The following is a 23,376-nucleotide window of genomic DNA, read 5'->3' as shown; positions in this document are numbered from 1 at the left end:
CGCCGCTGTCGATCAAGAGCAGGCAGGGGGGAGGTATCGGCATGAGCGTGGAGCGCACGCTGGCGTTCGTCGGCGGGGGTTCGGCCAAGTTCTGGGAGGTGCGCCAGGACGGCGTGGAGCTGCACATCCGGTATGGACGGATGGGCGCGGCCGGTCAGACGCAGGTCAAGTCGTTCGGCTCGGCCGCCGCCGCCACGGCTGCCGCGGACAAGCTGGTGGCGGAGAAGTTACGCAAGGGCTACACGGAGGACGAAACGGCCCCCTTACCGCAGGAGGCTTCGCCCGCGGCCGCCGGCGGCGTCGAGGACGAGGACCGGCTGACGTTGCCGCCCACCTGGTTGCGCGCTCTCCACCCCCGGCGGGGCGGAGCGAAGGTCTCGGTGAAGCGGCCGGATGCGAGCGCGCCGGAGAAGCTGGCCGCCGAGCTGGACAAATGCGGGAAGATGCTCGCCGACATGGTGGCGACGTGCCCGGATCCGGCGCTCGCATCGGCGGGGGCGGCGGCGGCGTCGCTGCCCGCAGGCCGGTCGGCTGGAACGCTTGTCTGAACGGCTGGTGACGACCGGGGTCAACGCGGCGTGGCGGCGCGGCGCGGAACGCGCCACCAAAGATCGGAACGGCTCAGCTCCCGCAAGGGCATCCCGCAGGGGCAGGGCGTCATAGAGATCGCCCGCCGCGCCACGCGGCTGATCGCCTCCGCCCAGCCGGGCATGCGGTCGGCGCCGGAGTTCATCTTCAGGCAGATCGTCAACGAGGTGGCCGCGCAGGCGCTCACCGGCGCGATCTCCCGCCGCGAGGCGCAGGCCCGCGCGCTGGACAAGGTGGCCCGCCGGGGCATCACCGGGTTCACCGACTCCTCCGGCCGCGTCTGGTCGGTGACCGCGTACGCCGAAGCGGCGGCGCGGGCCGCGATGGCGCAGGCCGCGACGGACGGCCACCTCGCCACGCTCGCCGAGAACGGCATCGACCTCATGATCGTGTCTCGGCTGCCGTTCACGTGCCCGCGGTGCGCCCTCTGGGAGGGGAAGATCCTGTCGCAGGACGGGCCGATCGGCTTCCGGCAGGTTGAGTCCGCCGTGTCCGACGACATGGTGGACGTGCTCGTGGAGGGCACCGTCGCCCAGGCCCGCGCCGCCGGCCTGCTGCATCCCGGCTGCGGGCACACGCTCAGCGGCTACCTGCCGGGCGCGACCCGGCCGCCGCCGCCGATCCGGCACCGCGGCGACTACCAGGCGGCCCAGAAGATGCGCCGCCTGGAGTCCGAGCTGCGTGGCGCGAAACGGCAGGCGGCGGTAGCGCTCGACACGGAGCACCGGCGCAAGGCCGGTGCTCGTGTTGCCGCTCTGGAAAATCGGCTGACTCAGCTCAGCCACGACGCTGGCATGCCTCGGAGAGGTGATCGCGAGCGGATCTAGCGATCATGTGCGGGCGCTGGCCCTGCACCCATGCCGTGATCACGGAGAAGCTGACCACTCTGCCGCATCTGCGTGGCCAAGGCATTCGTTCTCGTAGTGGAACGAACCCTCGTTCTTCCACAGCCACCCGCTGTCGGCCCAGAGCGCCCAGGAACAGTGTGTGATCAGCCGGACATGCCCGGCTGCTCCACTGCAATTGAGCATTCCTCGTCTGCCGCCGTCTACTCCGGCCGTACACCAGGGAAGCTCCCCGGCCAAGGCTGGAGTTGGGGCGACGAGCGCGATGGGGGCGGCGATAGTTGCTGCCGCGAGGGCGAGCTTGAGCGCTCGCGTTGGTATGCGCACGCTGGCCTGCCTTTCCAAGAGAAAGTTGCTGACAGTTCTTCATTAAACGAGGAAGTCCCCGTGTGTGTCAGTCCCCGAATACACCACACCCGATGAGTGAATTCTCCAGGTGTGTCCCGAACCAATGTCCCCATAAACGGCGACTTGACATCATGGACAAGCAAGCGACCAGGGCTGATGTGCTGTTCGACCTGGCGATTTACGCGGCTTGCTGCCAATTTGGCCTCGCCTGCTTGATGCGGCGCTGTGTCATGCCACCTCTAGCAGGATCGAATTATTCCGGGTCCGCCTGGCGCGGGCCCTTTCTCATGTCCGGCTCCGGGAGGGCCTGCGATGTTCGATCACTCGATGTTGCCGACGACGCCTGGCGCGATCATCGGCTACCGCAAGAACGGCCAGCCGATCCGGCTCATCGCCGGAGGAGCGCCCGAGGGAGAGGGAAGGGGCGAAGGTCAGCCGCAGGGCGAGCCGCAACAGGGCGGCGCTCCCGACTCGGCCGAGGCCACGCAGCCCGACCAGCAGCCCTCTGGTAGTACTGCTCCAGCAATGGCAGATAGTTGTTGCTGTGATGCGCCGAGATCGCCTCATGGGCCCCGGTCAGCGCCTCCACGCCGCCGGCCCGCTCCAGCGTCTTCAGCACCAGGTGCCCGGCCCGTTCGGCGACCTCGGGCCCCGCCCCGTGCGCCGGCCCCTTTGGCTGCTGCGGTGAGATCTGGTCGCCCTCCGGCGTGCTGCTCTCTTCCAGGACCAGGGCGTCGCGAACGGCCGACAGTACGTCACCGAACACCCCGAGCAGGCGTTCAGACTCGGCCCGATGAGCTTCGCGCAGCGCTTCCAGCTGATCGCGCCCTTTCTTGTGGATGGCCGCCATGCGCTTGCAGAACATGGTCGCCACGTCATCGCGGATCCCGATGGCCACCGTGTGGACGAAGCTCGCCAGCAGCGTCAGCCGCTTGTCCTCGCCCACCTTGCGCATGTCGGCCGCGTCGGTGACCCGCGCTTCCCCCGCGAAATGGGCGGCCTTGCCCGGCGGCACGCTCTGCAGCCACGTCCCGGTCGGCCCGAGCGCGTCGATGTCACCCAGCAGAGCCAGGCGCTCCTTGAACTTGCCCAACGACGCCGCCTTGGCTACGTCCTTCAGCCGATCGAACTCGCTGCGCCGGCTGGCCGTCATCGCAGCCGCCTGCCGCAACTTCACCTCCTCCGCCAGCCCCAGCGCTTCACGCACATGCCCGGCCACGGCCGTCGGCATCTCGCCGATCTTCGGGAAGTACCCCAGCCGCTGATGGGACTTCAGCCACACCACCAGCATCAGCAGATGATCTCATCCTGCGTGCGGCCGCGCCCAGGCCACCTCGGCATCAACCGGCGTGAAGTTCTCCGCCAGATCCCGCGCCGTGACCACCCGCGGAGATCGCGGATATGCGGTCCGGTTTATCGAGGTCACCCACAACCTCCCAGACCACCACCAACATGACGGCACTCACCCTAACGATCAGTTGCCAGCCCGCGGTGTGTTTCTGGCGTACTCCGGCCGTACCCCCCTGCGGGTCCTCGTCGCCGGCGGCGGGATAGCGGGCCAGGCGCCGGCCTTCTGGCTCACGCGGGGCGGCCACAGGGGGACCGTCGTCGAACGTTTCCCGGTGCTGCGGGCCGCCGGGGCGCAGGTCGACCTCCGAGGACAGGGCATCGAGGCCGTCGAACGGATGGGGCTTCTTGACGCCGTCCGCGGCAAGCTGGTGGACGAGGCGGGCGTCCGCGGCAGGACCAAGGCGACGATCATGGCCAACACCTCCGGCCAGGGCCGGCAGACCCTCACCTCCGAGTACGAGATCATGCGCGGCGACCTGGTACGCATCCTGCACGACGCCTCGAAGGACGACACCGAGTACGTCTTCGGCGTGCGCATGGACGGCTTCGACCAGGACGAACAGAAGGTCGTCGCGCACTTCTCCGACGGGTCCTCCGGCGAGTTCGACCTCCTGGTCGGCGCGGACGGGCAGGGATCGCGCATCCGGCGGGCGATCCTCCCCGCGGGCTGCGACCCGTACTGGCGGGTCGGCATCCACATGGCCTACTGGTTCGTCCCGCGCATCGCGTCCGACGGCAACCTCCGGGACACCTGCATGGTCCCGGGTGGCCGTCAGATCATGCGCCGCAGCCACAACCCGACCGAGACGCAGGTGTACTTCGTGATGCAGGAGGAATCCGAGGAAGCCTCGGCGATCCACCGGGAACCCGTCGAGCGTCAGCAGAAGTTCTGGGCGAGCAGGTTCCGCGACGCGGGCTGGCAGACCGAGCGCTTCATCGACGGCATGCGGACGAGCCCGTTCTTCTACTCCCAGGAGATCGTCCAGGTCCGGACCGGCACCTGGTCCGAGGGCCGCGTGGTCCTGGCCGGCGAGATCAACCGGCATCCGGGCGACCTGCCGACCGCACTGGCGAACTACGACAGCGTGCTTCGGCCCTTCGTCGACGAGATCCAGGGCGAGGTGAATCCGCGTCTCCTGCGCCTGGGCATGCCGATGACCCAGCGTGCGATCGACGCCTTCGAGGCCGCCACCGCACTGGCCTGCTTCCTGCGCCTTCCCGATCTCGTCGCACGCCTTTCGAAGGAGGACCGCGGCGGCAACTGGCGGCTCCCCGAGAACCCGGCGCCGATCAGCACCGTCTGAGCAGGGAGGAAGGTCAGCAGCCGCCGCAGAGGTCCTCACGGCTGATGCGGTCCATCACCATCGTCCCCCGGAGCTCGCAGGGTGGCTGCGGCGCCCGCGCGGGCCTGCAGCGCGTCCAGCACGTCGACGCGCTCGGGCGGCACCGACACGTCCAGGGTCAGGCAGCCGTCGGCGATGATCAGAGTGAAGGTGAAGAAGGAGCAGCAGCCGTTCTCGCGAGCCGTCAGTTCGGCGGTCCGGGCGGCGGTGCCTGGGCCGAAGACGAGATCGAGGCGCAGCCGGGTGCTCTCCGGCCGCGTCAGGCCCTGCACCGCGTCGGCGAACAAGGCGTCGAACTCGGCCACGCGCAGCGGCTGCTCGGCGGTGGGCAGGGTGCAGGCGGAGGGAGCCCATCCCCGGTCAAGGGTGATGTCTTGCGTCATGCCTCGACGGTAAGCCTGTACCTGGGGACCGAATGCAAGCCTCTTTCGGCACGGCGCCACAACGACGCTCGCCTGCCCGCTGTTGTCCGGCACCGCACACGCGGCATCCGCCAAACGGCACCTGACCGCAGCGCACGTCAAGAGGGCGGGCTTCGGCCACCTGCTCTTTGGGCATTGAGCGTTCCGACCGGTCAGCGCGCTGACGCGGCCGACTCGTCGCTCTCGGGGATCGCCGCGAGCCCGGATTCCGCCTTGTTCTGAGCGACGTGGCTGAACACCGCACCGAGCCCGGCGATGCCCGTGGCCATGCCGACCTGCCGCAGGGTGCCGAACGTGGCACTGGACATGCAGGCGTTCTCCTGCGAGGCGAAGGCCAGCGATGCGGCCTGGTTGACTGCTGTGAGTGAGCCGAGCCCGACCCCACCGATGATCATGTCTGGCAGGAAATGGGTCCAGTTGTCGTCGTGGCCGAAGGTCCCGACGAGGTACATGCTCGCCGTCACCAGCACCATGGTGGCCGGCAGTGAGATGGCCGCGCCGCCGTAGGAGTGGCCGATCAGGATGACCGGGCCGGGAATGGTGTCGATGACGCTGGAGACGTAGGCGGCGTCGCCGGCCAGGTCGCGCAGCGGGTAGCGCCTGCGCGGTGGAGTGATCTTCGGGTGCCGAAGACCCTGGATCGCCGCCCGTCGTATGACGAGCTGCTCACGCCATCGCGATCTTGAGCTGCTGAATGCTTACACGAAAACAGCGGTGCAAGAGGCGGACGTGCTCGATGTTCGCAATCTCTTGCCCAATTCTGCCCTCTCTCCGAGAGAGACGGAAGCGGCCTTTGAGCGTGATCACGTGACGGTTATGCTCGCGGCAGCTGTATCCGACTCAGGCATGCACTGACCGACGCCGTGAGGTATCTGTGGCCAGCACTGCTCTCTTCGGTCGCTGCGCCGAGCTTGAACAGTTGTCCAGCTTTCTCGACAGCGCTCGGCAGCGTGGCGACGCGTGGTTGATGTGGGGCGAACCTGGTGTGGGTAAGTCCGCGCTCATGGCCGCCGCAGCCGAGCTGGCCATCACATCGGATATGCGGGTGCTGCGGGCATCCGGGTCGGAGTTCGAAGCCCACGTCAGCTACTCCTGCCTGAATCAGTTGCTCCTTCCGGTCAGCGCCGACATCGAGCGCCTGCCACCAGCCCTGCGCGAGGCATTGCTGGTGGCGCTCGGGTTCGGCGTCGGCACTCCCACAGACGCGCTCATGGTCTGCAACGCCGCGCTCCTACTCGTCAGGACAGTTGCCACTGAGGCGTCGCTCGCCCTTCTCGTGGACGATGTGCAATGGATCGACCGGGCCAGCGCCGTAGTGCTGGGATTCCTCGCGCGCCGTCTGGACGGCGTACGTGCTGGCCTGTTGGCCTCCGCCAGGACGGGGACGGTGAGCTTTCTTGATCCGCGCGGGTTGACCGAGATGATCGTTCAGCCGCTGGATCGAGCGGCTTCCGGACAGTTGGTCGACGTCAACTTCCCGGAGATGCCGGTGCGGATCCGGGAACGGTTGCTCGATCTCGCGCAGGGCAATCCGCTGGCGTTGACGGAGTTGCCGTCCACCTTGCTGGGCGCGGTGCCCCATGCCGGTCCGCAACCCGAGGTGGTCCCGCTCAGTGACCGGCTCCAGGCGATGTTCGCCGCACGGTTCGCCGACCTGCCGGAATCGACCCGCAGAACGCTCTTGCTGGCCACATTCGAAGGCACGGGCGACGTCCGGGTTCTCAGAGCGGCTTTAGCGGATGAGACCGGATTGGCTGACCTCGCCCCGGCTGAGCGGGCTCAACTGGTCCGTGTGGACGATGCCACAGGACGGATCGCGTTCCGGCACCCGCTGATCCGATCGGCGATCGTCGCTGGGACCACGCACGAGGAGCGGCGGACGGCGCACGTCGCTCTTGCCGCTGCCCTGACGGGTGACCGGGAACGGTGCGCGTGGCACCTCGCTGCGGCCGCCGTCGGCCCGGACGAGAGTGTGGCGGAGCTGCTTGAGGAGTCAGCGCATCGCACCATGCTCCGCGGCGACGTGTTCGCCGCTGTCGCGGCGCTGATCCGCGCAGCCGAACTGAGCGGCACGGACGCCGGTCGGGGGCGTCGCCTTTCCGAGGCCGCCTACATCGGCGCCGAGGCGAGCGGAGCCATCGACGACGCGAAGGCGCTTCTGAACGATGCAAGGCGGGCCGCTCCGGATTCCACCGGCTCGCTCCACGCGGCCAACGCGGCCGCCTTCCTGATGCTCAACGGGGACGGCGATGTGGCCACGGCGCACCGGCTCCTGGTCGGCGCCATCGAGACCGCAGAGCACCGCTACGATGCCCGCGATCCCGCGCTCATCGAGGCCATGCATACGTTGATGCTTTTGTGCTGGTACGGCAGTGCCCCGGAATACTGGGAGCCGTTCTATCGCGCGTTGGAGAGGCTGGAGCCACGACCGCCCGACGTGCTGTCGCTGGCAAGCAGAACCTTTCCTGACCCGGTCCGCACGGGGACGTCGGGGCTCGCGAGCAGCCGGGCCGTCCTCGCTACCCTCGCCGACGAAACAGACCCCACCCGGATCATGCGGGTCGGGACGGCCTCGGTCTATCTGGATCGTCTGGGCGACTGCCGTGAGTCCTCGTGGCGGCTGGTCCGGCAGGGACGGGAGGGAGGAGCGCCCCGGCGACACCTTGGCGCCCTCATGCACCTATGCCTGGACGACTACCTTGTGGGCCGGTGGGATGAAGCCGAGCAGTTCGCCCGCGAGGGACAGCAGATCTGTGACACCAGCGGCTACTCCTTCTTCGCCTGGTATTTCCTGTACAACAGGGCAATCCTCGCCGCCGGGCGGGGACGCTTCGACGAGGCGTACGCGCTCGCCGACGAGATCACCCACTGGGCACTACCTCGCGGTGTGACGGCTGCGGCCCTGTTCGCGCAGCATCCGCGGACGCTCGCGGCGCTCGGCCAGGGAGACTTCGACCGGGCCTTCCACCACGCCGCGGCGATGAGCCCGCCCGGTGTCCTCGCCGCGTACGTACCCCACTGCATGTGGGTCATGTTCGATCTCGTCGAGGCAGCGGTTCGGACAGGTAGGACGGTCGAAGCCCGGGCGCACGTCGAGGCGATGCAGGCCGCCGGCGTGGCCGGATTGTCGACCCGGATGGCGCTGATTCAGGCGGCAGGGGAGTTCCTCGTGTTCGATGACGACGAGACAAAGGCGCGGTTGGAGTCGTTGCTGTCGAGTCCTGCCGCGGAACGGTGGGTATGGGACGCCTCGCGAGTCCGGCTCATCCTCGGTGAGAGGTTGCGCAGGGCCAGATCGGCATCGGAGGCCCGTCGGCATCTCCTCGCAGCGTGCGACGGCTTCGCCGCGATGACCGCCGAGCCCTGGCTTGAGCGCACGCGGAACGAGCTGCGCGCCGCCGGACACCGGCCGGCTGACGCATCGTCGGCCGGCTTGATCGCCCTGACGGCTCAGGAGCTGCAGATCGCTCGGCTTGCAGCGAGCGGCCTGACCAACAAGCAGATCGCGGAACGGATGTATCTCTCGCACCGGACGGTCGGCGCGCACCTGTACCGCATCTTCCCCAAGCTCGGCGTCACGTCTCGTGCCGGACTCCGGGACGCGCTCTCACCGGATCCTGAAGCCCCGCGCTGAGCTGGTCGGCCTGCGCCTCCTTGTCCTCCAGCAACCGCTCCAGCAGGCGCCGGGTGGTTGGATCGTCGGCCCCGACCCAGCGCACCGCCTCCTGCAAGGTCTGGACCAGGATCCGAGCACCCACGAGGTTCTGCGTCACGACGCCGGTGAGGTCGCCGTCCGCGAATGTCTGGAAGGTGACGCGCGACAACGCTGACAGGTGCTGCGGGTCATAGCCGGCGGTGAATCCGAGCTGGACGATGCGGTTCGCGAGCAGTCGCGTCCCGGCTCGGTCCCGGTCGGCGCAGCCGTACAGGAACTCCGAGACCGGCCGGTGTGACGGCGCGCGGACGAGCAGCGCGTGCTGCTCGAACTGAAGCGAGGACACGACCAAGCTGGACAGCAAGGTGTTCAGCAGGTGCGCAACCGCTGTCAGCTCGGCGCGGTTCGACGGTGTGACCGGGCCGTCGGTCAGGTCGAACAATGCCCGATCACGGACCTCGCGTGCGCGTAGGACGGCTGGTGGCTCTGGAGGACTCGTCACCTGTCGATGGTCGGGCACGCGCCCGGACCAGGCATCTGTCAAACGACCTAACTGCCTGAGTGATTAGGTCACGGTCGCCATCCCGTGAGTCGAATGACTGATGTCGTACGGCGGGGCGGCGCCGAAAGTGGGCCCATGACCATCAGCCACGGCTTCCACGCCTCCATGACCGCGCAGCCCGGCAAGGGCGATGACCTGATCGCGGCCCTGCTCGACGCGCCGTCCCTGCCGGACGACGACTGCCTCGTCTTCCTGGTCGGCCGCTCGGCCGGCGACCCGGACACCGTCTACGTCACCGAGGGCTGGGCCAGCCAGGAGGCCCATGCCAGGTTCTTCGCGACCGAGCAGGCCCAGGCTTTCGTGGCTGCGCTGCGGCCGCTGCTGGCCGGGGAGTCGCAGTACACCGATGAGGTTCCCGTCGGCGGCAAGGCCGTCCTGTGAAGAAGGAGACCACCATGGCCCGTCCCGACCTCGACCCCGAGCTGCGCACGCTCCTCGCTGACCTGCCACTCATGTCCAGCCTCGACTCCGAGGTGCTCGCCCAGTTGCGCCTGCTGCCCTCGGTGTCGGTCGAGGAGCTCCTCGAAGGCCGCGCGGCCCACCACCGCGAGCTCGACGCTCCCGTCCCGTTGTCAATCTTCACTCCTGCCCGGATCGGGCCTGCCCCCGCCCCGTGTGTCTACTGGGTCCACGGCGGCGGCATGGTCATGGGAGATCGCTTCTCGCAAATCGACATCCCCCTGGACTGGCTCAGCCTGTTCGGCGCCGTCGTCGTCTCAGTGGAGTACCGGCTGGCTCCCGAGGCCACCGGCACGATCCCGGTCGAGGACTGCTATCAGGGCCTGCTCTGGGTCGTCGAGCATGCCGGCGAGCTGGGCATCGACCCGGACCGCGTCATCGTCGCGGGAGCCAGCGCAGGCGGTGGCCTGGCCGCCGGGCTCACTCTGATGGCACGTGACCGTCGCGCGCCCTCGATCGCCGCGCAGGTGCTGATCTGTCCCATGCTCGATCACCGCAACGTCACCGTCTCCAGCCGCCAGTACTCAGGCGAGCCCGGAGTCTGGACCCGCGAGATGAACGAGTTCGGCTGGCGATCGGTCATCGGTGGCGGGGAGGTATCCGGCTACCTGTCACCCGCGATCGCCGACGACTTGTCCGGCCTGCCGGCCACCTACATCGACGCCGGGACGGCTGAGGTGTTCCGCGACGAGGACGTCGCCTACGCGAGCGGGATCTGGGCTGCCGGCGGCCAGGCTGAGCTGCACATCTGGGCCGGCGGATTCCACGGCTTCGACGCGCTCTATCCGCAGGCGCATGTCTCGATGTCGGCTCGCCGTACGCGAAATGAGTGGCTTGTCCGCACCTTGGGGTTGTCGGAGGGAGTTGCGCGATGAAGGTCCACGACCGCGTCGCGTTCCTCCATGAATTCGTCCGCTCTCCCTTCACCGTCGGCGCCATCGCGCCGAGTGGCGAGCCGTTGGCCGACCTGATCGCAGCGCCTGTACCACGAGAGGGTGACCCGCTGGTTGTTGAGCTCGGTCCCGGCACGGGTGCCTTCACGGCGGCGATCCAGCGTCGGCTCGACGGACGTGGCCACCACCTGGCCGTAGAGGTCAATGAGCGGTTCGCGCAGCGTCTCGCCACCCGATACCCGCAGGTCGACGTCGCTGTGGCCGACGCCCGGGATCTCCGCGAAGTGCTGGCGGAGCGCGGTCACCACTGTGCGGACGTGATCGTGAGCGGGCTGCCCTGGGTGGCGTTCGACCCGAGCCTGCAGCACGACCTGCTCGATGCCCTCACCGGCGTCTTGGGCCGGCACGGCGTGTTCACCACCTTCGCGTATGCGCACACACGCTGGGCGCCGCCGGCCCGGCGGCTACGGCGGGCTCTGGGCGGGCGATTCGAGGAGGTCGTGGTCAGCCGGATGGTGTGGGCCAACCTGCCACCCGCGTTCGTCTATTTCTGCCGCAGACCCCGCGTCCCGGCCCTGGTCTAGGAGCGGCCATGCTGCGCAAGGGCAAGGCCGTTCGCCCGACTGGAGAGGATCATCGGGCGACGCCTTTCGAGCTCTTCTTCGACCTGGTCTATGTCTTCGCGATAACCCAGCTGACCGGCTTCATGGCGGGCGAGCACGACGCCGGCGGCGTGTACCGGGGACTGCTGATGCTGGCCCTGCTGTGGGGCACGTGGTCCGGCTACACCTGGCTGGGTAATCACTCGCGGGCCGACGTGGGTCTGCTGCGGGGCGGAATGGTCGTCGCGATGGCGGCGATGTTCGTGGTCGGCCTGACCATCCCGGAGGCGTGGGACGGCGGGCTGGGCGCCCTCGTCTGGGTGGGCGCCTACCTGCTGGTCCGAGCGGTGCACCTCGCGGTCTACGACGTGGCCGCCCAGGGTGATCCCGGTCTGCGACGCCAGATCGCCATCACCTGGCTGCCGCTGCTGGCGAGCGCGGCCCTGCTGATATCCGGGACCCTACTGGGCGGCTGGACGCAGGTGCTCCTGTTCTCCGTCGCCCTGTTGGTGGACTGGGCTGGGATCTACCTCACAGCCAGGCGCGGACACTGGCGGCTGCACAGCCCGGCACACCTGACCGAGCGGCATGGTCTGTTCATCATCCTGGCCATCGGCGAGTCGGTCATCGCCGTCGGGGTCGGTGCCGCTGGGCAGCCCGCGACCGTGCCGCTGCTGCTCGCGGCCATCCTGGGCATCGGCGTCACGGTGTGTCTGTGGTGGTTGTACTTCGACGTCGCCGCCCACGCGGCTGGGCAGCGGCTCAGCAGGCTGGGTGGGGAGGGGCAGGTCATCCTGGCTGTCGAGGCCTACACCTACCTGCACTTCCCGATCATCGCCGGGATCCTGCTCACGGCGCTGGGCATCGAGGCCGTGGTCGCCCACACCGGCGACGGCGAATCCTTGGGAGTGTTCTCCGCGCTCGCGCTCTACGGCGGCGCAGCGCTCTGCCTCGTCGGACATCTGCTGTTCAGGCTCCGCATGCGCCGCGCATTGGCCTGGCGCTACCTGGTGGTGGCCTGCGTCCTCCTTGCGGTGGCGGCGGTCGCCATGGATCTGCCGCCGCTCGCCGGGCTGGCCGGCGTGGTGGTCATCCTGGTCGCTTTGATCGTCACCGAGAGCAGGAACGGACAAGGACGCGCGAGCTTTGGGGATCGTCCGAACGGTGCGGGGCTGCTTCCGTAGACCTAAGAAAGGAAGGACAGTGACAAACCACCACCACAGCGAGATCTCCCTGCACGTCAATGGCATGGCGCACAGGCTGGACGTCGACAATCGAACGACGTTGCTGGACGCGTTGCGCGAGGACATCGGCCACACCGGCCCCAAGAAGGGCTGCGACCACGGCCAGTGCGGCGCCTGCACCGTGCTGCTCGACGGCAGGCGCATCGTGTCCTGCCTGACGCTGGCAGTGGCCGCCGAGGGTGCCGATGTCACGACCGTCGAGGGCCTGACGGGTGACGGCGAGCTGCTGCCGCTTCAGCGGGCCTTCATCCGGTTCGACGGCTTCCAATGCGGATACTGCACCTCCGGGCAACTCTGCTCGGCCATCGGCATGTTGGCCGAGCACGCGGCGGGTTGGCCCAGCGCGGTCACCACCGACGTAACACCGGACGGCCCGGCACCGGTACTGGACGCGGCCGAAGTGCGTGAGCGGATGAGCGGCAACCTGTGCCGCTGCGGCGCCTACCCGTCGATCGTGCGCGCGGTGCTGGAAACGGAGGCGGGGCGATGAAGGAATTCGCCTACCAGCGCGCGACAGACGTCCGTGACGCGCTGGCAGCGTGTAGCGGCGGAGCCCGGTACCTGGCCGGCGGCACCAACCTCGTCGATCTGATGAAGGAAGGGGCGGAAGCTCCCACGAGGTTGATCGATGTAAGGCGACTGCCGCTCGACGGCATCAGCGAGGCGGCGGACGGCGGACTGGTCATCGGCGCCATGACGACCAACAGCGACCTCGCAGCCCATCTCGAGGTACGGCGGCGCTACCCGGCCCTGAGCCAGGCCGTGTTGGCCGGCGCGTCGGGCCAGCTCCGCAACATGGCCACGGTGGGCGGCAACCTGCTGCAACGGACCCGGTGCGCCTACTTCGCCACGCAGAAGTGCAACAAACGGGTCCCAGGCTCTGGATGTCCCGCGATCGCCGGAGTGCATCACAACCATGCCATCCTCGGCTGGACGCCGAGCTGCGTGGCCACCCACGCCTCCGACATGGCGGTGGCGATGGCCGCCTTCGACGCGGTTGTGCGCTACGAGACCCTCAACGGTCCCGGCGAGATCCCCCTGGCGGAGTTCTACCTGCCGGTCGGGGACACCCCGCATCTGGAGACCGCGCTGCCGCCGGGGGGACTGATCACCGCGGTCATCCTCCCGGAGCGCGCGGCCTCGCCGCGCTCGCGCTACCGGAAGGTCCGCGAACGCGCGTCGTACGCCTTCGCCACCGTTTCCATCGCGGCGGGCCTTGATCTGGAGGGTTCGGTGCGGATCGCGCTCGGCGGTGTCGCGTCACGACCCTGGCGTTGCCGTACGGCGGAAGCCTTTCTCGTGGACCATCCAGGCTGCTTCCGCGCCGCCGCCGAGGCGGAGTTGTCGGCTGCCGAACCGTTGTCCGGCAACGGCTACAAGGTGCCGCTGGCGCGCAACCTGATCGAGATCGTGCTGAAGGAGCTCCAGCCATGAAGGCAGTAGGGGTCGCGCAGCCAAGGATCGAGGGCCCGGCCAAAGTCACGGGGGCCGCCCGCTACGCGGCTGACATCCCGATCGAGGGCCTGGCCTTCGGAGCGGTCGTTCTGGCGACCGTGTCTCGTGGCCGCATCCGAGAGATCGACGTCGGCGCGGTCTGCGACCTGCCCGGCGTGCTGGGCGTGATCCACCATCGCAACGCGCCCCGCCTCAACCCGAAGGCCGGGGGATTCTTCGGCCCGGACGGCCAGTTGCAACTGCTGCAGGACGAGGTGATCCCCTTCGCAGGGCGGCCTGTCGCGCTCGTCGTGGCCGAGACCTTCGAGCAGGCTCAAGCGGCGGCTCACGCTCTGCCGGTGACCTATGACGAGGAGCCGCACGACACGGGCTTCACCGCCGATCATCCGGCGGGCCGCCCGGCGTCGACGATCTTCGACGGGCCCGTGGACGTCGCTGACGTGGAGGCGGAACTGGCCGCGTCCTCGGTGGTGGTCGAGGAGCGTTACCGCACGCCCGAGGAACATCACAGCGCCATGGAGCCGCACTCGGCGACCGCGTGGTGGGATGGCGAGCGGCTGGAGGCCATCGACTCCAACCAGGGACCGTTCGTCATTGCCGCCACCCTGGCCACGCTCTTCTCCCTGAGCCTGGAGAAGGTGCGAATCCGCACCGAGCACGTCGGCGGCGGGTTCGGGTCAAAGGGCTTATGCGGGCCGCAGTTGATCCTGGCCGCGATGGGCGCGCAGCGATTCGGGCGGCCCGTGCGGGTCACGCTCACGCGCACCCAGGTGTTCCTCACCACCGCGATGCGGCCGGCGACCGACCAGCGGATCCGGATCGGCGCCGACGCCGACGGCCGCCTGCGCGCGATCTGGCATGAGTCGGCTTTCGAGATCTCGCCGCTGGTCGAGTACATCGAGGGCTGTACGGAGCTGACCAAGACGCTCTATGCGGCGCGCGCGATCCGTACCCGGCTCACCGCGGTCCCGCTCGACATCCTGCCGCCGTACTCGATGCGAGGACCGGGCGCCGCGCCCGGATCGTTCGCCCTCGAATCCGCCATGGACGAACTGGCGGAACGGCTGGGCATCGATCCGCTCGAACTCAGGCTGCGCAACGAGCCGGCGACCGGTCCGGTGTCCGGCCTGCCGTTCAGCAGCCGCAACCTGGTCGAGTGCCTGCGCGAGGGCGCCCGTAGATTCGGCTGGGGCACGCGTGATCATCGGCCGCGGTTACGGCGGGAGGGATCCGTGCTGGTCGGCACCGGCCTGGCCGCCACCTCGTTCAGCGCCGGGGCCTTTCCTTCATCGGCGACCATCACCGCCGAGGCGGACGCAACATTCACGGTAGCCATCGGCGCCACCGACCTCGGCACCGGCGCTCGCACGGCGCTCACCGCGATCGCCGCCGACGCGCTGGAGGTCGCCACGGAGCAGATCCGGCTCAGGATCTCCGACAGCGACCTCGGGCCCGCCTGGAGCGCCGGCGGCTCTCGGGGCACCACGTCCTGGGCCTGGGCGATCACCGAGGCCGCGGAGAAGCTTCGCGGCCAGGAGTGGCGCGGGACGGTCACGATCGACACGACCCAGTCGCTCGGCGGTCTCGCAGATCGCGAACGCCATGCCTACAGCGCCGTCTTCGCCGAAGTGACCGCCGACCCGGCAACGGGCGAGGTGCGGGTGCGCCGGTTGCTCGGGATGTTCGCCGTGGGCCGGGTGGTCAACCCGCTCCTGGCCCGCAGCCAGGTCATCGGCGGGATGATCGGCGGGCTCTCCATGGCCCTGCACGAGGAGGGCATGCGCGATCCGGTCACCGGTCGGCATGTCAACGCCGACTTCGCCGGCTATCACATCGCTGCACACGCCGACGTGCCCGACATCGAAGCCGATTTCGTGCCTGGCCACGAACCGGGCATCCCCTTGGGCATGAAGGGCGCGGGCGAGATCGGCAATGTCGGTACGGCAGCGGCGATCGTGAACGCTGTCTGGCACGCCACCGGGGTCAGACAACGGTCCCTGCCGATCCGTCTCGATCGCGTGCTGGAGTGAGGCGCATGGCATCCCAACTGGGCGGGACGCCGAACTGGCGACGATACTCACGGCTGAACTGTGACGGACTGTCGTACCCCACGCGGCGGCTGACGGCGGCGATGTCACCGGGGGCCGCGGCGAGCTGGAGCCTCGCCTGCTGGAGGCGGATCTGCTTCTGGAACTGGATCGGGCTCATCGCGGTGGCGGCATGGAAGTTGCGGTGGAAGGCCGAGACGCTCATTCCCGCCAGTTTGGCCACCTCCTCGACGCGGAAAGGCTGCGCGTAGTGGTCACGGATCCACTGGACGGCGCGGGCCATGTGGCTGAGCCTGCTGTCGGGAAGCCCGAACTGGCGCACGATCCCGCCCTGATCACTGGTGATCAACCGCCAGAGGATCTCCCGTTTGACGAGCGGCGCGAGGACGGTGATGTCGCTGGGCCGGTCCAGCAGACGCAGCAGGCGGACAACGGCGTCGAGGAGTTCGGCGGAGGCGTTGCTGACCGCCAGGCCGAACGGCGCGTCGTCGCCGAGGTCCGGCAGGTCGCCTGGACTGACCTGCAGCAACACCTCGGCGATGGCCGTCGGGTGCAGGGTCAACCCGACGCCGAGCCCCGGCAGGTCAGGACTGGCCTTCACGAAATGCGCGGTCACCGGCAGGTCGACCGAGGCGACGAGATATTGACCCTCTCGGTACTCGTACAGATGGTCGCCCAGCGCGAAACGTTTCGTGCCCTGGGCGACGACCGCCAGTACCTTGCCATAGGTCGTCGGTGTTGGCGGTCGAGGCTGTTCGGCCTTGAAGATCAGGACATCCTCGATGGGAGTCCTGAGATCGGGTCGAGCATGGCGATTGAGGAGATCGCGCAGCTCATCGAGGGCCATGATCCCATCCAAACACCGCAGAAGGTTCGGCGACAACCGGAGCGATGACACCGCTGGCGACGTACGACATCAAAGCCGGTGCAGGTGGATCTCTCGCCTCAAGGCCCGGCGAGCACCGGGCACTCAACGGCAGTGCCTTCACGGGTGCGCAGGTCCGATGTGGGCTTCGTATTGCTCAGTGAGAAGTGTCCGTATGACTGACCCGCCAGCTGATCTGTCGAGTTTGATCAGGGCGCCGGTGAGGGGTGGCCGTCCCAGACGCTCTCGCACGCAGCCGACCGTATGCCGGAGGCGAGAGCCAATTCGCCAGTCTCGGATGCCGATGAGTTCGCGGCAGGCCCAGGCCCACAGAGCGGCGCGGTATAAGGGGCCGTCGAGGTAAGAGCGTGATCACCTAGATGTACGCGATAACGATCTTTATCACGTTCATGAGCGATCATGGCGGCGCGACGACCTGGAGAACGTCTCGCCGGGGCGGTGCGCGACTCCGGCACGTCATCCGGTACATCGCCAACGTTACGGGGCGGCCGGCATGAGCACCGCCCCGAAAGTCTCCGCGCTGCGCGGCGGGCACGTCACCCTCGCCGCGGCCGCCGCCACCTTCCTGGCCACGCAGCGGACGGCGAACCCCAACACTAACCGCGCCTGTTCCTCGGCCATCGACCGCGTCATCGACCGGCTGGGCCGCGACCGGCCGCTGGCGGAGGTGACCGACGCCGAGATCGGCACCGCACTCGCCGAGCTGTGGGGAGCGAGCGCGCCAGCGACCTGGAACCGCAACCGCGCCGCCGTCGCCTCCTGGCAGTCCTGGTGCCAGACCAAGAAGCACTGGGCCGCACCGTCGGTCCCGGCCGACGCCGAACGCCGCAAGGAGACCGCCGACGAGACCCGCGCCGTGGCCAAGACCACCATCCACCGGCTGCTCTCGCGCCGCGACATCCCCCTACGTGAGCGGGCGCTGTGGCGGATGCTCTATGAAACGGCGGTCAGAGCGGCCGAGATCTTGGCGCTGAACGTCGAGGACCTCGACCTGGAGACCGGGAGCGGCCGGTGACGGCAAGACCGCCGTCGTGGTCATCACCGCGAAGTCCGCCGGGCGCAAGGTCTTCGGCCTCGCCGGCGCAGGCGTCCGTCTCTCGCTTGACCTCTTGCGCGTCAGTCCGGCAGCCAGTGCAGCTCGTGCGCCAGGGTTTTGGCGACGGCACGGATGCGGCGGTGCAGCGGCGACGGCTCGCGTGGGAGGACCAGGTGGATCGTCAGGCTGGGCGCGCCCCGCAGCGGTCGCCAGGTGAGACCGGCCGGTTGTGTCATGACCGCGGCTTCTCCGGCCGGGGCGAGGGTGACCCCGTCGCGCAGGTCGTGCTGAGACATGTCGAAAGAGACTGCGGGCGTGTGGAATCGGGGGTGTGGCCGGGCGTCTCGGAACAGTGCGGACAGCTGATCGTGGATCACGGGGTTGGCCGCACGGTCCGGGAGTCGCAGCGGATACGCGGCCGCGTCGGCGATCTCGATCTCCGGGCGTTCGGCCAGCGGATGGTGCTGCGCCAGCTGGACCCCGACGCGCTGACGCCGCAGCAGGAACCGGCGCACGCCACGGCCCGGCTGTTCACCGCGGGTGATCCCGGCATCGATGCGGCCGTCGGCGACCGCGGGGGAGATCTCCGGTGTCGCCATCGGGACCGCGCCGACCTCCAGTCCGCTGCTGCCGCGCATCAGCCTGTCCACCAGGGCCGGTGCCGTCTCGGCCCCGGTGCTGAGGCTGTATCCGATGCGCAGCGTCCCCAGTTCACCGGCCGCCGCGCTCCGGGCGGTGTCCCATGCCCGGTCCAGCGCCGCCAGCGCGGGTGGCGCGGACTCCGCCAAAGCCGCACCGGCCCTGGTCAAGACGACGGTACGGGTGTTGCGGACCAGCAGGGCCGTACCGAGTTCCGCCTCCAATCGGCGCATCCGGGCGCTGAGTGCGGGCTGTGCGATGCCGATGCGTGCGGCCGCGCGGGTGAAGTTCAACTCCTGCGCCAGCACCAGGAAGTACCGCAGGCTCACCGTATCCGGCGCCACGCGCCCTCCCTGCCGATTGATAACGATCCGTTCTGAGCCTATCCCGAACCGGTCTTTCCCTCGATCGCACATACAGCCCTAACCTGCGCATATGACGATTCAGCCGACCGCATTACCCGTCGCCGGGATCGATCGATCTGAGTGTCAATTCGCAGTCGGACGTGTCCGGCCGAACATAGGAGGCTTCCATGGCCAAGGGCTACTGGGTCAGTGTCTACCCCGTCATTTCCGACCTTGAGCGGCTGGCTGCCTACGACAAGCTGGCCGGTCCGGCCGTCCAGGCCGGGGGCGGGCGCAACCTGGCCCTCCTCCCGTCCCTTGGCGGTCGAGTCGTCGCCCACGAGGCCGGAATCACGCAGCGCGTCGTTCTGATCGAGTTCGACAGCTTTGAACAGGCCGTCGCGGCATACGAGAGCGAGGCATACCAAAAGGCGCTGGTGGCCTTCCCCGACGGCGTCGAGCGCGACTTCCGCATCATCGAAGGCAACGACTGACCGGCGGGCCCAGCCGTCGCTGAGCATCCGTCACCTGATACGCACACCGTCAACGGCGTCCATGGCCGCCGCCGTACCCTGAGCGCCTCCGGGCGGTAGCGGGGGCAGAATGTTTCTGCCCCCGCTACGGCGGTTACTTCACGGAGTAGGCGTCGGCGAGGACCTGCTGGACGGAGTTGCCGTCCTTGTCCTTCGCCTCGACCTTGATCGAGATGCTGCCCGGCCCGCCGGGGTTCTGCACGAGCACCTTCTCGCCGGCCACCGCCGTGGCAGCCGTCCAGTGCGCGCCCTTGTCGGCGGAGATCCAGACTCCTCGCAGCGACGGCGACCTGCCGCCTTGCGGCTTGACGGTGAAGGTGAACGGCTTGCCCGCCTGGACGGTGTCGTTCTCCGGCAGCCCGAGCCCGTACGCGAGGTGGATCAGCGGCGCCTGGGCGCAGGGCTGCTTGTCACCCCACAGCACCGTGTCCAGGCAGGGCTGCGGGGCGCTGTCGCCCGTCGGACGGGCGGACCGGAACGTCCAGGTGGTCTCGACGCCGGTGCCGGAGTGCTTGCCGGCGAACCCGTCCTTCCACGAGTCCGTGAGCCGGTACGCGCCCGACCCGGCGGGGACGGTGTAGTAGGGCAGGCCCATGTCGTCGTACTGCGGCTTGACCTCGGTGGTGCCGCTGAACAGGTGGATCTCCTCGGTCCCCGGAGCGCCCTGGTACATGTGGCCCGGGTTGGAGGCGTCGGAGTAGTAGCCGTATCCGAGCGAGGTGAGCGCGCGCAGCCGCAGCCGGTCGCCCTGGCGGCAACCGTCGCAGTAGACGGCCGAGGTGACCCAGTCCGGCAGGTCGGGGCCGGTGGTGAACTGGGAGGGGACGATGGATTCGTTCCAGTCCTCCCGTTCCTTGGCGGCGCCGGCGAAGCCGCGCAGGGAGCTGGCGACGCGAGCCTCGCCCGAGGTGGTGAGGTCGAAGAAGGCGTAGTCACGCCCCCACAGCACGTCCCGGCCGGCCGCGTTGTAGTACTCGGTCCTGGTCGTGGGCCCGGTGAAACTGTGCGAGCCGCGGATGCTGAAGCGCTGCTCGGGGGAGTAGGTGTGGTCGGCCTCGATGAAGTTCGCGTCCGGCCCCCACGTGCCCGCCGGCGGCGGGAACTGCGCGTGGTAGGTGGTCGCGACCTCGGTGAGGTCGCGGGCCTTCGGGGCGAAGTTCAGGCGGCCCGCTGTGGTCCCCTTCATGTAATAGGCCAGTTTGTACTCGAACGGGGTGGTGGGCGTGACGTGCAGGCCGGCGCTCGGGTACGGCTTGCGAGCCAGGGCCTTGCCGAGCTCGTCGGCCTCGCCGCTGTCGATCCACAACAGCGGGATCCTGTTCTGCGCCGCGTAGGCGGGGTCATGGAGGATCCAGGCGAACCGGTCGCTGGTGACCACGCCCGCGGCCCCCGCCTTGATGGCCAGGTCCAGGTCGGCCAGGAAGGGGTCGAGCGCGTCCCTGGCCGGGAGGAAGACGAGTTTGCCGCGCGCGTCCGCGCCGCCGCGCATGTCGTCGCCCGTGGTCAGGCTCAGCCGCCGGTCGGCGGCGAACTTCGGCACCAGCGCGTCGTGCTCGCTGATGTAGTGGGGGTTGAGCCGGAGCCCCGGCACGGCCAGCTCGACCTCGGGAGCGCGGCGGATCTGGTCGAAGAGCACCGTGGACGTGCCCACCGTGGGCGCCTTCCGCACCCGCGTGACCCAGTACTTGCCCCTGTTGAGCACCTGGTAGCTCAGCAGCGAAGCGCTCGCGTACATCTGGCCCGAGGCGGTCGTACGGGCGGCCATCACGTTCGTGAACACCGGCTCTGACGGGCGCGGCGTGCTCACCTGGATGGGCTCGACGTCGGTCGCGTCGAGGGTCACCGTGGTGTCGCCGTCGAGCTTGATCTCGGGAGCGAGCAGCACGGAGTACTGCATCTGCCGGTCCGGCTTGGTGAACCACGAAGGCGTGGCGCTGAGGGAGTAGACGCCGCCGTGAGCGAGTTTGAGCTCGGTCTCCAGCGTGCCCGGCGTGTCGGTGGTCCGCCAGTCCAGAACGTCCGTGGTCATCGGCTCCCCTTCGAGGAGCGGGTCGGTGTCGCTGACGCGCACGGCGGACAGCACGTTCTGGAGCACCGTCCACTCCGGCCGGCCGACGAACCTGACGCGCACGGTGTCCGTCCTGGCGCCCTTGCGGAACGCGATCGGCGCCGTCAGGCGGGTCGTGCCCGCCGTGGCCGTCAGGCGCCCCTCGTACCAGCCCGGGTCGCCGAGGGTGGGCTCGATGGTGAGGTCCGCGCTCGCGGACCCGCCCGCGGGGACGGTCAGCGACGACGGGCTGAGCGTGGCCATCCCGGAGGGCGGCTGGGCGTCGCCGTGCTTCAGCGTCATGGACAGGTTCAGCGTGACCGGTTCCTTGCCGGTGTTGCGGAAGGTCACCTTCCTGGTCAGCGTCTGGCCGGTGTACGGGTCGCTGAAACCGGCGTAGACCGTCGCCAGGTCGTCGAAGACCTGCTGGGTGACGGCCTGCCCGATGTCCAGCCGCCCGGAGCCCTGGTCGTAGAGCGGGTCGTCGCCCGGCTTCGCGGTGGCCGTCAGAGCGGTCTTGAGCTGCTCGGACGTCCAGTCGGGGTGCTGCGCGGCGAGGATGGCGGCGGCGGCCGCGACGTGCGGCGCGGCCATCGAGGTGCCGGACGCCGCGGTGTAGTTGTCGTCGATCGGGCCGCCGCCCGGGATGCTGCTGCCCGAGCCCAGCGAGGTGCCCGCCGCGCGCGCCGCGATGATGTTCACGCCGGGTGCGGTGATCTCCGGCTTGATCGCGAAGTCGTCGCTCAGGCGGGGACCGCGGCTGGAGAACGAGGCGACCTTGTCGGCCTGGTCCACCGCGCCGACGGTGAGCGCCGAGGTCGCCGCGCCGGGAGCGCCGACGGTGTACCGGCCGGGGCCCGAGTTGCCCGCCGCGACCACGAACAGCGTGCCGTACTGGGCGGTGAGCTCGTTGGCCGCCTGGCTCAGCGGGTCGGTGCCGTCGGTCGGGTTCGAGCTGCCCAGACTCATGTTGACCACCCGGACGTGCTCGCCGGCCGCCTGCCACTGCATCGCCGCGATGATCTCGGAGTCGTTGCCGCTCCCGTTGTCGCTCAGTGCCTTGGCGATGACCAGCTTGGCGCCGGGGGCGACGCCCTTGTACTTGCCGTTCGAGGCGGTGCCGCTGCCCGCGACGATGGAGGCCACGTGGGTGCCGTGGCCGAACCGGTCGGTGACCTCGTCAGGGTTGCCGCCGCCCGGGCTGCCTTCGGGGACGAAGTTGCGCGCCGCGGCGATCATGCCCTGCAGGTCGGGATGCGCGGTGTCGATCCCGGTGTCGATGATGCCCACCTTCGCGCCCGTGCCGTCGTAGCCGGCCGCCCAGGCGGCGGGTGCGCCTATCTGCGTGTTGCTGACGTCGTCGAACGCCTTGACCTTGCCGTCGAGCCACACCTTGCGCAGGCCGCCCGCCGCGGACCTGGCGCTGCCGAGGCCCTGTTCCCGTCCGAGGGACTGCCAGAACGTGGTGGCCTGCTTCTTGTCCACCTTGATCGCGGCGCCGTCGATGCTGTCCAGCACCATCGGCTCCGCGCCGCCCTTCAGCGACCTCGCCTTGCCCGCCAGGTCGCCGGCCTTGGTCTGCGGCGGGTACTGGACGATGAGGGGGATCTGTGCGGACTTGGCGTCCCCGTACCCGTTGGCCGCCAGGTAGTCGATGTTGAACAGTTCCTTGTCAAGGATTCCCTTGGTGACGTAAGGCCCGGCGTCAGCGGGGATCACGTAGTAGCCGTGATCGTCCTGCTGGGCCTGGAACGTCCGCGCCTCCCGGCCGTCGCCGGGCTCCAGGGTGGCCGACGCGCGGCCCTTGCCGTCCTTGGTGTAGGTGACGGTGTCCCCGGTGATCAGCGTGATCTTGACCGGTGGCGTGCCGGTCACCCGCGCGTCCGTCTTGGCGGCCGGGGGTGGCGCGGTCGTCGCGGTGGCCGCTTCCGGCACCGCGACGAGCGGCACGGCGAGTGCGGCTGCGAGTAAGGCCACGAGTCTGCGGCGCCGAGGGGTGGACAGCATGCGCACAACTCTCTCCAGACTGAAAGATCGTCCATCGTCGCCTATACGCGATGGAGATCGTTTCCTCGCT

General features: G+C 69.1%; 20 protein-coding genes. 13 read left to right on the top strand and 7 right to left on the bottom strand.

From position 1 onward, the window contains the following. Positions 1–41 precede the first annotated feature (41 nt). Positions 42–548: a WGR domain-containing protein gene (locus tag ACIA8R_RS33165; protein WP_397041897.1), complete on the top strand. Its 507-nt coding sequence runs from the start codon at positions 42–44 to the stop codon at positions 546–548. Between the two features lie 30 nt (positions 549–578). Then, entirely contained in the window at positions 579–1,415 is an 837-nt protein-coding gene (locus tag ACIA8R_RS33160; RefSeq protein ID WP_397041896.1) for a phage minor capsid protein, read from the top strand. Between the two features lie 754 nt (positions 1,416–2,169). Here the strand turns inward: ACIA8R_RS33160 and ACIA8R_RS33155 are convergent. Beyond that, positions 2,170–3,072, bottom strand: a complete 903-nt coding sequence (locus tag ACIA8R_RS33155; protein ID WP_397041895.1) for a hypothetical protein — start codon at positions 3,070–3,072, stop codon at positions 2,170–2,172. A 202-nt stretch (positions 3,073–3,274) separates the two neighbouring features. Between ACIA8R_RS33155 and ACIA8R_RS33150 the strand changes: the two genes are divergently transcribed. Next, positions 3,275–4,435, top strand: coding sequence for an FAD-dependent monooxygenase (locus ACIA8R_RS33150; protein ID WP_397041894.1), 1,161 nt, complete (start codon positions 3,275–3,277; stop codon positions 4,433–4,435). 35 nt (positions 4,436–4,470) lie between these two features. Here the strand turns inward: ACIA8R_RS33150 and ACIA8R_RS33145 are convergent, their stop codons facing one another. Beyond that, positions 4,471–4,857 (bottom strand): hypothetical protein, encoded by a 387-nt coding sequence (locus tag ACIA8R_RS33145; RefSeq protein ID WP_397041893.1) that lies wholly within the window; start codon positions 4,855–4,857, stop codon positions 4,471–4,473. 191 nt (positions 4,858–5,048) lie between these two features. Further along, positions 5,049–5,513: an alpha/beta fold hydrolase gene (locus ACIA8R_RS33140; protein WP_397042029.1), complete on the bottom strand. Its 465-nt coding sequence runs from the start codon at positions 5,511–5,513 to the stop codon at positions 5,049–5,051. Between the two features lie 257 nt (positions 5,514–5,770). Between ACIA8R_RS33140 and ACIA8R_RS33135 the strand changes: the two genes are divergently transcribed. Next, positions 5,771–8,530, top strand: coding sequence for an AAA family ATPase (locus ACIA8R_RS33135; RefSeq protein ID WP_397041892.1), 2,760 nt, complete (start codon positions 5,771–5,773; stop codon positions 8,528–8,530). Here the strand turns inward: ACIA8R_RS33135 and ACIA8R_RS33130 are convergent. Next, the gene (locus tag ACIA8R_RS33130; RefSeq protein WP_364091596.1) at positions 8,472–8,993 is read right to left on the bottom strand and encodes a ferritin-like domain-containing protein; all 522 of its coding nucleotides are present in this window, start codon (positions 8,991–8,993) and stop codon (positions 8,472–8,474) included. The genes ACIA8R_RS33135 and ACIA8R_RS33130 overlap by 59 nt on opposite strands. 195 nt (positions 8,994–9,188) lie before the next feature. Here ACIA8R_RS33130 and ACIA8R_RS33125 point away from each other — a divergent pair, with 195 nt between their 5' ends. From ACIA8R_RS33125 to ACIA8R_RS33095, 7 genes are all read left to right on the top strand, one after another. Next, positions 9,189–9,494, top strand: a complete 306-nt coding sequence (locus tag ACIA8R_RS33125) for a putative quinol monooxygenase (protein ID WP_364091598.1) — start codon at positions 9,189–9,191, stop codon at positions 9,492–9,494. A 14-nt stretch (positions 9,495–9,508) separates the two neighbouring features. After that, on the top strand, positions 9,509–10,447 hold the full coding sequence (locus ACIA8R_RS33120) for an alpha/beta hydrolase (RefSeq protein ID WP_397041891.1): 939 nt from the start codon (positions 9,509–9,511) through the stop codon (positions 10,445–10,447). Further along, on the top strand, positions 10,444–11,049 hold the full coding sequence (locus tag ACIA8R_RS33115; protein ID WP_397041890.1) for a class I SAM-dependent methyltransferase: 606 nt from the start codon (positions 10,444–10,446) through the stop codon (positions 11,047–11,049). Before ACIA8R_RS33120 ends, ACIA8R_RS33115 begins: the two co-directional genes overlap by 4 nt. Before the next feature lie 8 nt (positions 11,050–11,057). Further along, positions 11,058–12,251: a low temperature requirement protein A gene (locus ACIA8R_RS33110; protein ID WP_364091604.1), complete on the top strand. Its 1,194-nt coding sequence runs from the start codon at positions 11,058–11,060 to the stop codon at positions 12,249–12,251. A 64-nt stretch (positions 12,252–12,315) separates the two neighbouring features. Continuing rightward, positions 12,316–12,801: a 2Fe-2S iron-sulfur cluster-binding protein gene (locus tag ACIA8R_RS33105; RefSeq protein ID WP_364091958.1), complete on the top strand. Its 486-nt coding sequence runs from the start codon at positions 12,316–12,318 to the stop codon at positions 12,799–12,801. Then, positions 12,798–13,745 (top strand): xanthine dehydrogenase family protein subunit M, encoded by a 948-nt coding sequence (locus ACIA8R_RS33100; RefSeq protein ID WP_364091606.1) that lies wholly within the window; start codon positions 12,798–12,800, stop codon positions 13,743–13,745. The genes ACIA8R_RS33105 and ACIA8R_RS33100 overlap by 4 nt, the downstream gene beginning before the upstream one ends. Then, the gene (locus tag ACIA8R_RS33095) at positions 13,742–15,796 is read left to right on the top strand and encodes a xanthine dehydrogenase family protein molybdopterin-binding subunit (RefSeq protein WP_397042028.1); all 2,055 of its coding nucleotides are present in this window, start codon (positions 13,742–13,744) and stop codon (positions 15,794–15,796) included. The genes ACIA8R_RS33100 and ACIA8R_RS33095 overlap by 4 nt, the downstream gene beginning before the upstream one ends. On the opposite strand, the gene ACIA8R_RS33090 is transcribed toward ACIA8R_RS33095, so the two are convergent. After that, entirely contained in the window at positions 15,750–16,661 is a 912-nt protein-coding gene (locus ACIA8R_RS33090) for an AraC family transcriptional regulator N-terminal domain-containing protein (RefSeq protein ID WP_397041889.1), read from the bottom strand. The two genes, ACIA8R_RS33095 and ACIA8R_RS33090, sit on opposite strands and share 47 nt — an antisense overlap. A 532-nt stretch (positions 16,662–17,193) precedes the next feature. On the opposite strand from ACIA8R_RS33090, the gene ACIA8R_RS33085 reads away from it, so the two are divergent. Continuing rightward, positions 17,194–17,715 carry a hypothetical protein gene (locus tag ACIA8R_RS33085; RefSeq protein ID WP_397041888.1) on the top strand — a complete coding sequence of 174 codons (522 nt, stop codon included), beginning with the start codon at positions 17,194–17,196 and terminating at the stop codon, positions 17,713–17,715. A gap of 101 nt (positions 17,716–17,816) precedes the next feature. On the opposite strand, the gene ACIA8R_RS33080 is transcribed toward ACIA8R_RS33085, so the two are convergent. Continuing rightward, on the bottom strand, positions 17,817–18,719 hold the full coding sequence (locus ACIA8R_RS33080; protein WP_397041887.1) for a LysR substrate-binding domain-containing protein: 903 nt from the start codon (positions 18,717–18,719) through the stop codon (positions 17,817–17,819). A gap of 188 nt (positions 18,720–18,907) precedes the next feature. Here ACIA8R_RS33080 and ACIA8R_RS33075 point away from each other — a divergent pair, with 188 nt between their 5' ends. Further along, positions 18,908–19,213 (top strand): DUF1330 domain-containing protein, encoded by a 306-nt coding sequence (locus tag ACIA8R_RS33075; RefSeq protein ID WP_364091616.1) that lies wholly within the window; start codon positions 18,908–18,910, stop codon positions 19,211–19,213. 133 nt (positions 19,214–19,346) lie between these two features. Here the strand turns inward: ACIA8R_RS33075 and ACIA8R_RS33070 are convergent, their stop codons facing one another. Beyond that, positions 19,347–23,306 carry a S8 family serine peptidase gene (locus ACIA8R_RS33070; protein WP_397041886.1) on the bottom strand — a complete coding sequence of 1,320 codons (3,960 nt, stop codon included), beginning with the start codon at positions 23,304–23,306 and terminating at the stop codon, positions 19,347–19,349. Between the last annotated feature and the right edge of the window lie 70 nt (positions 23,307–23,376).

The organism is Nonomuraea sp. NPDC051191, assembly GCF_044455665.1.
GTDB lineage: Bacteria > Actinomycetota > Actinomycetes > Streptosporangiales > Streptosporangiaceae > Nonomuraea.
This window is presented reverse-complemented; position numbering and strand designations above follow the sequence as displayed.

Coding starts and splice junctions, on each gene's coding strand:
- ACIA8R_RS33145 (WP_397041893.1), bottom strand. CDS start 4,857: ATGACGCAAGACATCACCCTTGACCGGGGATGGGCTCCCTCCGCCTGC.
- ACIA8R_RS33085 (WP_397041888.1), top strand. CDS start 17,194: ATGAGCACCGCCCCGAAAGTCTCCGCGCTGCGCGGCGGGCACGTCACC.
- ACIA8R_RS33165 (WP_397041897.1), top strand. CDS start 42: ATGAGCGTGGAGCGCACGCTGGCGTTCGTCGGCGGGGGTTCGGCCAAG.
- ACIA8R_RS33090 (WP_397041889.1), bottom strand. CDS start 16,661: ATGGCCCTCGATGAGCTGCGCGATCTCCTCAATCGCCATGCTCGACCC.
- ACIA8R_RS33100 (WP_364091606.1), top strand. CDS start 12,798: ATGAAGGAATTCGCCTACCAGCGCGCGACAGACGTCCGTGACGCGCTG.
- ACIA8R_RS33105 (WP_364091958.1), top strand. CDS start 12,316: ATGGCGCACAGGCTGGACGTCGACAATCGAACGACGTTGCTGGACGCG.
- ACIA8R_RS33125 (WP_364091598.1), top strand. CDS start 9,189: ATGACCATCAGCCACGGCTTCCACGCCTCCATGACCGCGCAGCCCGGC.
- ACIA8R_RS33095 (WP_397042028.1), top strand. CDS start 13,742: ATGAAGGCAGTAGGGGTCGCGCAGCCAAGGATCGAGGGCCCGGCCAAA.
- ACIA8R_RS33115 (WP_397041890.1), top strand. CDS start 10,444: ATGAAGGTCCACGACCGCGTCGCGTTCCTCCATGAATTCGTCCGCTCT.
- ACIA8R_RS33075 (WP_364091616.1), top strand. CDS start 18,908: ATGGCCAAGGGCTACTGGGTCAGTGTCTACCCCGTCATTTCCGACCTT.
- ACIA8R_RS33155 (WP_397041895.1), bottom strand. CDS start 3,072: ATGCTGGTGGTGTGGCTGAAGTCCCATCAGCGGCTGGGGTACTTCCCG.
- ACIA8R_RS33070 (WP_397041886.1), bottom strand. CDS start 23,306: ATGCTGTCCACCCCTCGGCGCCGCAGACTCGTGGCCTTACTCGCAGCC.
- ACIA8R_RS33110 (WP_364091604.1), top strand. CDS start 11,058: ATGCTGCGCAAGGGCAAGGCCGTTCGCCCGACTGGAGAGGATCATCGG.
- ACIA8R_RS33120 (WP_397041891.1), top strand. CDS start 9,509: ATGGCCCGTCCCGACCTCGACCCCGAGCTGCGCACGCTCCTCGCTGAC.